Origin of the sequence: Desulfofundulus sp. (assembly GCF_049701015.1) — a bacterium.
Classification (GTDB): domain Bacteria; phylum Bacillota; class Desulfotomaculia; order Desulfotomaculales; family Desulfovirgulaceae; genus Desulfofundulus.
On record NZ_JBNATZ010000073.1, the window covers coordinates 1 to 10,714 of the forward strand.

Sequence of the window (10,714 nt, forward strand, 5' to 3'; positions counted from 1 at the left end):
ATTTTATTTACCTGAACTGGTACACATCGCAGAGTGCAGCCGGTCCTGTCCCCTGCTTCATAGACTTCGACCCAGTGAACGTTTTTTTCTTGATTTCCCTGAAGAATGAATTCCATGTCTGCTACCAATTGGACACCATTTTTGAGATAATATGTTAGGTCCCGGATCAGATCGGACAATTTCTCAGCCTCTTCTTTCTGGCTGGACTCCAGGTAGTCTATAAGGCCTTTTAAATTCTCCAGCAAGCTCTTGAAGTAAAATAGGAGGTTTGATTGTTCAGACTGCAGTTCAACAGTAATATCTCCCTCTAATCCTGGTTTTAAGCGAAGGACGTGCCGGATTGTATATTCGTTGCTCTGTGTAGAAGCTTGCTTAATTACCAGTTGCTTCAAGGCATTAAAAAATAACTCCGTTCCCTGCAAGGCCATACGGCTGGTATTACTGGCTTTGTGAACGACGGAACGCCAGGAAGAGTCGTCCCTGAATGGTACTATTTCGCTCACACGTGTCAGAAGGCGGTTGAGCCTGCTTAACCAGCGGAAAAGCATGTTGTCAGAAATTGTTCGTCCTAGTTGTTCAGTGGCTGCTTCTTCCAGGTGATGTGCTTCGTCCACTATCAAAGCGTCATATTCTGGAAGTATGCGGTTTTCTGTTCGCACATCTGAACAGAGGAGAGAATGATTTACGATGATTACGTTGGCTTTTTCAGCCTGGCTTCTAACCCGGGAAACAAAACAGGCCCGGGCAAACCATTGGCATCGAGAACCCAGGCAGGTTTCACTGTCGGCACACAATTCCTGCCAGAGTTCCTGTTCCCAACTGGAGAGACTGAGTTCGCTCCTATCTCCGGTTGAGGTTTCCTGTGTCCAGACCAGTACGCGGGCATAAAATGCAGCTTCAGCAGCATTCCACTCACGTGTCTGAAGGGTGTTCAGCCAGCGTTGCAGGCATAGATAATTCTGACGTCCTTTAAGCAGTGCTGTCCGGCACGGCCAGCCGAGTGCAGCTTTCAACAAGGGAATATCTTTTTGCCATAACTGTTCCTGCAGGTTAATGGTTCGCGTAGCAATGAGAACACGCTGGCCGTGGGATAGGGACCAGTAAAAGGCCGGAATCAGATAAGCTATCGTTTTCCCCGTTCCCGTACCTGCTTCGATAAGCAAAAACTTTTCCTCCTCGAGGGCCTGGATAACCGCTTCCACCATGCGTTTCTGTTGAGGACGGAATTCGTAATTCTCCAGGTGGAGAGCGAGAGGACCTCCGGGTTCCAGTAAAGCAGCCAGTTCCCCGGGGGAATGAGGAGGGGTCTGTGGCCTGGCTGGTTCTTCCTGCACTTCCTGGAGTTCGGGGGGCAAAAAGGATACGGGTCGTGTAATCTTCCTCGACCGGGATTGTAAGGCCAGCCGGGTAATTTCTTCTGACCAGGACGACCCTGCTCGCTCTAAAAAACTTGCAAGGTACAACAACACCTGCTCTTCCATTTTTGCGGCTTTTTGGATCAGCTTGCGATAAAGGGATACCGTTGCCAGGGCGTCATCCAGGGCCCGGTGGCTGCAACCTGGTTCTATTCCCAGAAGCCGGCAAAGGTCGGACAGTCGGAAACCCGGGGCGTTGGGCAAAAGAATCCGGCTCAATTCCCGTGTATCAAAAAGCTTAACCATGATCGGAGTACCTGTTGTAGCTTGCAGGAAATCCCGGTCAAAAGATACGTTATGACCCATCATGGGACTGTTACCAAGGAAATCCAGGACTGATGGTAACACTTCATTCAGAGACGGGGCAGTGGCTAGAAGGTCCTCACTCAAGCCCGTGAGTTGCTGGATAGCTACGGGGACCCGTTGTCGGGGACGGACGAGGCTATGAAATTGTCCGGTTATCTCTCCTTCTTCCAGTCGGAGGAGAGCTATTTCGATGATTTCGTTGTGTTGAGGGTTCAACCCTGTAGTTTCCACGTCGCAAACTACTACCGGATTAGGGGCCATTAACATTCTCCTCTTTTCGAATTGTCCTCGGGGGGCAAAAAAATATTCAATTACATATATATAGTATCAAATTAAAGGAGGGGAAGAGTAGATGGAAAAATCACCTTTGGATTTGGGCCTGTTCCCCGAACCCTTGCGGAACCTGGTTCAGAACATCGATCCGGCCACACTGGAACAGTTGAAAGCTACCGTTGATTCTGCAGCTTTGATGGGTCTTTTCAATAATGCGATGGAATTTATACGTCAGTCTCTTGGTGAGCAGGATAGCAGGGCATTAAACCAATTGTTGGCCAATATAATCCAGTTAATAAATCCGCAGCAAAAGTTTGAATATGAATAAAAAGTAGGGGGTAGCGGAAGCCACCCCCTACTTTTTTACCGTTCTTCTTTTGCTTGCTCCCAGAACAAAGAGCTAAAGTGTACAGGCAGGAAGTGGTGGCCTTGTCGATGTACTTGATTACCGGTTGGTTTAATTGGAGAACTGTATAGTTCTTCTCCTTTACCCCGACCCAGCTTTTTGCCGGCAAGGTCCACCCGCACCAATCCTGAACCCTGCTGTTCGCGAGTCAAATCGGGCAATTTTTCTGCTGACGAATGAAGTGAGCGCAGGATTTGACCGGAGCTTAGCTCGGGCGCCATAGACCATATTAAAGCTATTGCTCCGCTGACGTGAGCAGTAGCCATTGAAGTACCGCTTAAACGCCAGAATAAACCCCCGTTACCGGTGGAAAGTATACGCGTCCCCGGTGCGACAAAATTAATTTCTGGCCCCTGGCTGCTGAACGAGGCCAGGCGATTTTGCTCGTCCACTGCACCTACTGCTACTACTTCCGGATAAGCGGCGGGGTAATCTACCGAACGAGTAGTGCCATCGTTACCGGCAGCAGCTACTACAATTATTCCCTTGTCTGTTACCTGGCGAATCGCTTGGTGAAGGGCCTTGCTGGGGGTATTGGATCCAAAGCTCAGGTTTACTACCTGAATACCCTGTTCCAGGCACCACCCGAGGCCCCTGATTACATCAGCGAAATAACCTTCCCCTTTGTGGTTGAGTACCTTTGCGGCATAAAGCCTGGCTCTGGGAGCTACGCCTACTACACCATAGTTGTTTTTAACGGCTGCAATAATGCCGCTAACATGACTGCCATGGCCATTATCATCCTGGGGAGGGAGGTGAGGTTCTACGAAATTTACGCCCCCGGCAATATTTTCCTGTAAATCGGGGTGGTGGAGGTCAATTCCCGTATCCAAAATGGCTACTTTCATGCCTTCTCCAGTATATTTGAACCAGAGCTGGTCAGCTCCGATACGGTGGATACCCCAGGGGATAATCTGGTAGCTCTCCTGTTCCAAAAAGATGTTTTTTGATTGTACCTCGTGCGGGTACAATTTTACCTGAAGATTTTCTTCCAGGGCAGCTACTTCTTCCTCCTCTCTGAGAGCATGTAGCTGGAACTCCAGGGGGAGGCTGCAAACCACACCATTTACTAAAGGCAAAGGCTCAATACGGGTAGCACCATACTTATGGAGAAGGTCCTGGTATTCCCTGCGCAGCTTTTTTCCGTCAAAAGCAGGTTTTTTAAAAAGTACTATATTGGTAATGTCTTTTTGCCGTGCAAAGAGCTTCATTGGCTCCATCTCCCTATGCTTGAGTGCTGCTAATACCCGGGCTGGTATTCGAACCTGCTGTTGATTCGGTGTCACTTTTTTTTTCCATACTGGTGGCCAATCCCCTCAGGAAGGTGTTCATAGGTTCCAGAACCTTGGCCAGGTCCAGGGAATTGCTCTTACTGCTGCGATTATTTTGATTGGTGGTTAACTTGAATTCATTGAAGGTTTTCAGGATTGAATCAAACATAAGCTGTGCACTGTTGGCGATGATTTCAATTACCTGGCCGAATGTTCTGGTGCCGGCAATGATTTTACGCAATGTGAGTTCCAGATCCATTTTTGAGGTTTCGGAACGGAAAAGGGGTTCTCTTGTCAGGTGCTCCAGTTGGTTAATAATAACTTCCAGCTTCTGTGTTAATTTATTTTCTCGTGAACGTTGCACCTCAAGATCGGCAATCAATTTTGCCAGACGATCCAGGCTGGCAGAGACTTTCCCCGTATCTTCTATTTCATTACTCTTCTCTGCCTGTAGGTTCTCAAGTTTTTCAACGAGGTCATCGAGAGTTTTATGGATAGGTTTTTCGTAGCTCACACCCTGCACATCCTTTCATCAAGAATCGCTGGAGGGCTACAGTGGTGTAGCCCTCCTGATCAGGAAAAGTTCCTCTTGGGCACCGGTAAAATGCTGGCTTTAAAAAGCCAGGACAACCAGTCCTACGACGGTAACCAGAGCACCAGCGAAGAAGAAGCCAAACCTGATCAATAAAAGACCGATTAGAATCATAAAAATACCCGCAAAGACTTCCGTAACGCTGGTAGCCTTGGTTCCCACTTCCGGTTTTTCCACTACATCGGGCATATCAAATTCCTCCTTAGCTATCTTTAAATTTTTTGAACGATACCCGGGTAGACCGTTCTGGTTTATAATTATGAGGAAAATAAAAATGATGTGACGCTATCAGACAATTTTTTCAAGGGAAGGAAAAAAGGATATAAAAAAAGAGGAGGCTACCATTCAGGTAGGCCTCCCTGTAATTCTTCCTTATTTAACTTTCACATTCACATTGGTGTTCGGTAAGAACGGGTCTTAACATGAAAGCAGCTTTCTCCCCCAGATTACCGGGTCCCGGAAACAGAAAATGCAGGGCAATGGCCAGGCCGTAAATCTGTCCGTGAAGGAAGGCTGCATAATTTGCCAGTTGCGGGTCGGGTGGGAGCACCCTCAGTTGGTTCAGGGTCTGGTTAAACAGTTTAAGAAGCTTTTGCCCCTGTGTCAACATCAAGGTCGGGTCCGGCTGGCGATTAGAATTCATAACTTTCTCCCGGGGAAAGAATGATTACTCTGGCAGGTGTTTGTTCTTCTACTGCCCGTTTGAAGTCCTGCGGATTCTGTTCAATCAGGGGCCAGGTATTATAATGCATTGGAATAACCAGGTTTGGCTTTATTAAGCGTACTGCTTCCAGGGCATCTTCGGGACCCATGGTAAAATTATCCCCAATAGGTAGCAGGGCAAGGTCAATGGGGTGCAGTCGTCCTATCATGGCCATGTCTCCAAAAAGCCCGGTATCTCCAGCATGGTAAATGGTCTTTCCGTCCATTGTAAAAACAAAACCACAAGGAGTTCCAAGATATTCGGCCGGTCCGCTGTTAACCAGTCCACTACCGTGCCATGCGGGTGTCAGCTTTACTTTTACCGGACCAAATTGATGGCTACCTCCAATGTGCATGCCATGAGCCTGTGCACCATGACGGCTGCAATAGCTGGCCAGTTCAAAAACTGAAACTATCGTTGCGCCTGATCTTTTAGCAATTTCAACTGCGTCACCAAGATGATCGCCATGACCATGGCTGACCAGGATCAGATTCGGGTGGAGGTCTTCTCTCCGCACGGTTGCGACAGGGTTACCGGTAATAAAGGGATCAATTAATACTGTTGCTTCTCCCTCAAAGAGAAAAGCTGCGTGACCTAAAAAGGTGACTTTCACTGATAACGTTCACTCCTTTCTTTTAGATTTATTATAACCCGATTTTCAGCTTCTGGTTACCATCTCAAATTGGTGCCAGTGTTGGTGATATTTATCAAACAGGTATTTTACAATCTCTCTGGCGCCGCTGTATGGGTTCTTTCGTCTGTTGGCGACTTCTTCGAGGATAGGATTAATGTTAGTTAACTCTAGCGAAAGCAGACGTTGCCAAAAGTATTGCGCCAGTTCCAGGGTTTCGTTTCGTGCCCGGAGCCATCGTTTTTCCCGCAGGGTTTTGTCCTGGCATAGAAATTCCCGGTGGTTTTCAATGGCTGCGAGCAGTTCGGATACCCCCCGTCCATCTAAGGTAGAAGTCTTCACCACCGGGGGGCGCCAGTCTGAACGCTTTCCCTGCATATCCAGCATCATTTCAACTTCAGCAGCAATTTTGTTAGCCCCTGGCAGGTCGCACTTGTTAATTGCAAAGACATCGGCTATTTCCATGATGCCTGCTTTAATTGTTTGAATGGCGTCCCCTGCTCCCGGGGTTAGAACCACTACAGTGGTATCTGCGAGGTGCATAATATCCAGTTCGGCCTGCCCCACTCCTACTGTTTCGACAATAACCCACCTGAAGCCAAAAGCATCCATAGCTTTAACTACTTCGCCGGTAGTATGTGCCAGTCCACCCAGACTTCCCCGTGTGCCCATACTTCGTATAAATACGCCCCGGTCAGTAGCGTGATTTTGCATTCTTATACGATCGCCTAATAGGGCTCCCCCAGTAAAGGGACTGGTGGGGTCCACTGCCACAATTCCCACAGTTTCCCCTCTCTGGCGTAACAGAGTGATTAGACGGTCTACCAGGGAACTCTTGCCTGCACCTGGCGAGCCGGTGATACCCACAACATAGGCCTGGCCCGTCAAGGGGTAAATTTGTTCCATAATGTATTCAGCCACAGGCTCTTCATTTTCCAAAAAACTGATTACCCGGGCCAGTGCTCTGGGGTCACCGGCCCGAAATCTTTCAATAAGGACTGCAATATCTTTCAATTTTCTTGTCCCCCCTCGCATTATTGTTAAAAAGCCTCCGGGGCATCAGGCATTTTTTTTCACTGCAGTTGGAATGCCGCAATCACTGGCCAGGTGGTTCTCACTGGCTGCCGAATGGCAGTTTGGACGGGAGGAAACTGGCTACCAGGGAACCAGGGGGGTGGTACTGAACTGTAAGCGCATATTTTATCCGCTAAGGAACTAAATCCAACCTTTTGGCCGGTAAAACTTTTCTCTTCCCAGAGTGATGGGTAAAATAAGAATCACAAGAGTGAAAACAACCTAATCTCCTCTCCCTTTCTCCGCTGTATCAAAAGATACAGCTTTCTTTTTGGTTCTTTTAGCGGTTTTGGTTTAGATACTTTTCCGCACTGACTGCCGCAATGGCACCGTCGGCTACAGCAGTAACTACCTGGCGCAGGGACTTTTGACGGACGTCGCCTGCGGCAAAAAGACCTGGACAGCTGGTATGCATATTTGCGTCGGTAAGGATATAACCCTGTTCGTCCAGCTTGACAAGCTCTTTTACCAGGGAAGAATTGGGGCTGTACCCGATGTAAATGAACACTCCCTCCACGGGCAATTCGCTGGTTTGACCGGTACGTACATCCTTAATTCGTACACCTGAAACAGTTTCCCTGCCCATGATTTCGTCTACTACACTATACCAGATAAATTGCAGGCGCGGGTTTTGCCGGGCACGCTCCTGGAGAATTCTGGTCGCCCTTAACTCACCACGCCGGTGAATAATAAATACCCGACTGGCGAATTTGGTGAGAAACATAGCTTCTTCTACTGCGGCATCTCCACCGCCCACGACCGCTACATGTTTATCCTTAAAAAATGCTCCGTCACAAGTAGCACAGTAGGATACACCCCGGCCATAAAAAGTTTCTTCTCCTCTAACCTGTAACCTCTGGGGTTGCGCTCCTGTAGCCACGATCACGGTACGGGCCACGATCTCAGTATCCTCTGTGTTTATGATGAAGTGGAGGTTTTCTTTTCTGATAGCCTCAACATTGGAATTAACGATTTCCAGTCCGAAACGCCTGGCCTGGGCTTCCATCCGGGTCATGAGTTCCGGACCTCCAATGCCTTCGCTAAAACCCGGATAATTTTCAATAAATTCCGTTGTGGCTGCCAGGCCACCGGTCATACCCCGTTCAATTAACAGGCTTTTAAGTTTTGCCCGTGCACTGTAGATTCCTGCGGTTAAGCCTGCCGGGCCACCCCCGATAATGGCTACATCGTACATCATCAACCCTCCGAAGATACAGAATAATTTTATGCATAACTTAGTATGTTTATCTTAAAAAGCCTTAATCAAGGAGTGAATACAACAGCTGCGAGCAATCTAAAGACATTTGAGATCTACGATGATAACCCACCTGCTTTTATGCTCCCCTGTCGACTTCGCCCAGATAAGCGCTCCGTATTTGTGGATTGGCCTTGACTTCCGCTGAAGTACCGCTTAAAACAATGCGACCTGTTTCAAGCACATATGCCCGGTGAGCTATCTGCAATGCCATATAGGCATTTTGCTCCACCAGGAGGATAGTGGTTCCCTGCTGGTTGATGTCCTTGATAATTTCAAATATCTCTTCTACCAGCAGGGGCGATAGGCCCATGGACGGTTCGTCCAGAAGAAGCAAAGTTGGCTTGCTCATTAATCCCCGACCCATGGCCAGCATTTGCTGCTCCCCGCCCGATAGAGTGCCGGCCAGTTGCTTGGCCCGTTCCCGCAAGCGGGGAAAACGATTCAGTACTTCTTCCAGACTTTCCTGTACCTCGGCCCGGTTACTACGGGTGTATGCTCCCATCAAGAGGTTTTCCCTGACAGTAAGGTTGGGGAATATTTGCCGTCCTTCCGGTACATGAGAGATCCCCATCCTCACTATCTGGTGGGCCGGGGTACGATTGATTTTTTGGCCCTGGAAATATATTTCTCCCTGGCGGGGAATTAACAATCCTGAGATGGTGCGCAGGGTGGTTGATTTCCCTGCGCCATTGGCTCCGATAAGGGTAACTATTTCCCCCTTCTCAACGTGAAAGGAAATCCCTTGCAATGCCCGAATAGAACCGTAATAGACTTCAAGATCTTTTACTTCCAGGATCAAGCAACCGTCACCCCCTTGCCTAGGTAAGCCTCTAAAACTACAGGGTTGTTCCGGATTTCCAGGGGTGTACCTGTGGCAATAATTTGTCCGAAGTCCATAACCACGAGCCGTTCGCAAAGGTTCATAACCATGCCCATCTGGTGTTCAATTAGTAGTATCGTTAGTCCGAATTTCTCCTTGATGTAGCGAACTAAGTTCACCATGCGCTTCACTTCTGCAGGATTCATTCCGGCTGCCGGTTCATCCAGGAGCAGTAGTTTGGGGCTGGTAGCTAGTGCCCGGGCGATTTCCAGCCGGCGTTGATCTCCGTAAGCCAGGCTGGCTGCCTTTTCGTTTGCCCGGTGGGCCAGGTTTAATGCCTCCAGCAGTTCCATTGTTTCCCGGGTGACTCTTGTTTCTTCGGAGTTATACCGGGGTGTTCGTAAAAGGGCGTCAAAAAAATTATATTTAATGCGGGGATGGAATACAGCCCGCACGTTGTCCATCACCGTGTTTCCTTTGAAGAGCCGAATATTTTGAAATGTCCTCGCTATGCCCCGCTGGGAAATCTTGAAAGGCGGGAGGCCTGTAATATCTTCTCCGCAAAAAGATATGGTACCAGCAGTTGGTTTATAAAGTCCGGTGATCAAATTAAAGATTGTGGTTTTGCCGGCACCGTTGGGGCCAATGAGTCCTACAATCTCCCCCTCATTCAGAGTTAAGCTAAAATTGTTTACTGCTTTAAGGCCGCCGAATGCTTTCGACAGATTGCTAATTTCCAGAACCGGCATGGGTGTGCTCCTTTCCAGTGACCGTTTTAAGTTGATCAGGGATTAATAACCCTAGTTCTCTACCGCTGAAAAGGCCCTGGGGTTTGAGGATAATCGAAACAACTAGAATGAGGGCATAAATAACGCCACGCCAGTCAATAAAGTTTTGTCCCAGAACCACACGCAAAACTTCCAGCAAGAAGACCCAGCCCATTGCTGTTACTATAGTGCCCGTCATGCTTCCCAGTCCGCCCAGCACTACAATAAGGAGGAAGTCAAAGGATTTCAGGAAATCAAAGCTGGCCGGGTGTAAAAAGGGGTAACGGTGGGCGTAAATGCCTCCGGCCAGGCCTGCTAAGGCACAGCCCAGGACAAAAGCCATGACCTTGTAACGGGTGGTATCAATACCCATGACATCGGCAGCAATTTCATCTTCCCGTATGGAGGTGCAGACACGACCGTAGGTAGAATAGATGAAGTTGCGTACCAGGAGAATTACAATAAGTGTCAATATAAAGATTACTTCAAAATGGGCGACCTGGGGTGTGCCGCTCATGCCTGTGGCTCCACCCAGTACCGGGAACAGCTTGTTGCCGTTTTCCATACCTACTCTAACAATAATTCCAAACCCGAGTGTGGCGATACCCAGGTAGTCGGAGCGCAATCTTAATATGGGAAGGCCGATCAGCAATGCTACCAGACCTGCTACTGCTGCTCCGGCCAACAGAGACAGGAAGAAAAACAGCATATTGCCGTTTCCATACACCTTGTCCAGGGCTCCGGCTGTATAAGCTCCCAAACCGTAAAAAGCTGCATGGCCCAGGGAAAACTGCCCGGTGAAGCCGTAAATGATGGAGAGCCCCAGCGTGCCGATGACCATAATCAATGCCTGGTCCAGCACCAGCTGCCAGTAAGGAGTAAGTATACCGCTGAATTGCATGACCTTGACCAGGGCGAAGAAGATCGCAGCCCCTGCGAATAAAATAAATGTGTTGCGTTTTAATTTCATCTGCCCCTTCACCTGCTTTTATTACGTTATACTTTTTCTGTTTCCGTGCGGCCCAGCAGCCCCGTAGGCCGGAATAGGAGAACTAGAATCAAGATAGCAAAGGCGATGGCATCTCGCATTTGGGAAGATAAATAGGCGGAAGTCAGGGTCTCCACCTGACCCATAATGAGTGCACCCAGTACCGCTCCCGGAATGATCCCGATTCCGCCCAGTACGGCGGCGGTAAAG

At 48.6% G+C, this 10,714-nt stretch carries 13 protein-coding genes; 1 reads left to right on the top strand and 12 read right to left on the bottom strand.

Going from position 1 to position 10,714, the window contains the following annotated elements; genetic code table 11:
- Positions 1-1,982: exonuclease domain-containing protein (locus ACPLUI_RS06325; RefSeq protein WP_424659428.1), on the bottom strand; the 1,982-nt coding region annotated here is incomplete at its 3' end.
- Between the two features lie 91 nt (positions 1,983-2,073).
- Between ACPLUI_RS06325 and ACPLUI_RS06330 the strand changes: the two genes are divergently transcribed.
- A complete protein-coding gene (locus tag ACPLUI_RS06330; protein ID WP_424659429.1) occupies positions 2,074-2,322 on the top strand; it encodes a hypothetical protein in 249 nt (82 codons plus the stop codon).
- A gap of 35 nt (positions 2,323-2,357) precedes the next feature.
- Here the strand turns inward: ACPLUI_RS06330 and ACPLUI_RS06335 are convergent, their stop codons facing one another.
- From ACPLUI_RS06335 to ACPLUI_RS06385, 11 genes are all read right to left on the bottom strand, one after another.
- Complete coding sequence (locus ACPLUI_RS06335; RefSeq protein ID WP_424659430.1) at positions 2,358-3,611, bottom strand: S8 family peptidase; 1,254 nt, start codon at positions 3,609-3,611, stop codon at positions 2,358-2,360.
- Positions 3,612-3,624: 13 nt separating this feature from the next.
- Positions 3,625-4,185 (bottom strand): hypothetical protein, encoded by a 561-nt coding sequence (locus tag ACPLUI_RS06340; RefSeq protein ID WP_424659431.1) that lies wholly within the window; start codon positions 4,183-4,185, stop codon positions 3,625-3,627.
- Between the two features lie 99 nt (positions 4,186-4,284).
- Complete coding sequence (locus ACPLUI_RS06345; protein WP_424659432.1) at positions 4,285-4,452, bottom strand: hypothetical protein; 168 nt, start codon at positions 4,450-4,452, stop codon at positions 4,285-4,287.
- A 187-nt stretch (positions 4,453-4,639) separates the two neighbouring features.
- Positions 4,640-4,906 (bottom strand): hypothetical protein, encoded by a 267-nt coding sequence (locus tag ACPLUI_RS06350; RefSeq protein WP_424659433.1) that lies wholly within the window; start codon positions 4,904-4,906, stop codon positions 4,640-4,642.
- Positions 4,896-5,579, bottom strand: a complete 684-nt coding sequence (locus ACPLUI_RS06355) for a metal-dependent hydrolase (protein ID WP_424659434.1) — start codon at positions 5,577-5,579, stop codon at positions 4,896-4,898. The genes ACPLUI_RS06350 and ACPLUI_RS06355 overlap by 11 nt, the downstream gene beginning before the upstream one ends.
- A 45-nt stretch (positions 5,580-5,624) precedes the next feature.
- Positions 5,625-6,611 carry a methylmalonyl Co-A mutase-associated GTPase MeaB gene (gene meaB, locus ACPLUI_RS06360; protein WP_424659435.1) on the bottom strand — a complete coding sequence of 329 codons (987 nt, stop codon included), beginning with the start codon at positions 6,609-6,611 and terminating at the stop codon, positions 5,625-5,627.
- A 340-nt stretch (positions 6,612-6,951) separates the two neighbouring features.
- Positions 6,952-7,866, bottom strand: a complete 915-nt coding sequence (trxB, locus tag ACPLUI_RS06365; protein WP_424659436.1) for a thioredoxin-disulfide reductase — start codon at positions 7,864-7,866, stop codon at positions 6,952-6,954.
- A 139-nt stretch (positions 7,867-8,005) separates the two neighbouring features.
- Positions 8,006-8,728, bottom strand: a complete 723-nt coding sequence (locus ACPLUI_RS06370) for an ABC transporter ATP-binding protein (RefSeq protein WP_424659437.1) — start codon at positions 8,726-8,728, stop codon at positions 8,006-8,008.
- Positions 8,725-9,498, bottom strand: a complete 774-nt coding sequence (locus tag ACPLUI_RS06375; protein WP_424659438.1) for an ABC transporter ATP-binding protein — start codon at positions 9,496-9,498, stop codon at positions 8,725-8,727. The genes ACPLUI_RS06370 and ACPLUI_RS06375 overlap by 4 nt, the downstream gene beginning before the upstream one ends.
- Complete coding sequence (locus ACPLUI_RS06380) at positions 9,479-10,486, bottom strand: branched-chain amino acid ABC transporter permease (RefSeq protein ID WP_424659439.1); 1,008 nt, start codon at positions 10,484-10,486, stop codon at positions 9,479-9,481. Before ACPLUI_RS06380 ends, ACPLUI_RS06375 begins: the two co-directional genes overlap by 20 nt.
- 26 nt (positions 10,487-10,512) lie before the next feature.
- Positions 10,513-10,714: ABC transporter permease subunit (locus ACPLUI_RS06385; RefSeq protein ID WP_424659440.1), on the bottom strand; the 202-nt coding region annotated here is incomplete at its 5' end.

Coding starts and splice junctions, on each gene's coding strand:
- ACPLUI_RS06330 (WP_424659429.1), top strand. CDS start 2,074: ATGGAAAAATCACCTTTGGATTTGGGCCTGTTCCCCGAACCCTTGCGG.
- ACPLUI_RS06335 (WP_424659430.1), bottom strand. CDS start 3,611: ATGAAGCTCTTTGCACGGCAAAAAGACATTACCAATATAGTACTTTTT.
- ACPLUI_RS06345 (WP_424659432.1), bottom strand. CDS start 4,452: ATGCCCGATGTAGTGGAAAAACCGGAAGTGGGAACCAAGGCTACCAGC.
- ACPLUI_RS06350 (WP_424659433.1), bottom strand. CDS start 4,906: ATGAATTCTAATCGCCAGCCGGACCCGACCTTGATGTTGACACAGGGG.
- trxB (WP_424659436.1), bottom strand. CDS start 7,866: ATGTACGATGTAGCCATTATCGGGGGTGGCCCGGCAGGCTTAACCGCA.
- ACPLUI_RS06375 (WP_424659438.1), bottom strand. CDS start 9,498: ATGCCGGTTCTGGAAATTAGCAATCTGTCGAAAGCATTCGGCGGCCTT.
- ACPLUI_RS06380 (WP_424659439.1), bottom strand. CDS start 10,486: ATGAAATTAAAACGCAACACATTTATTTTATTCGCAGGGGCTGCGATC.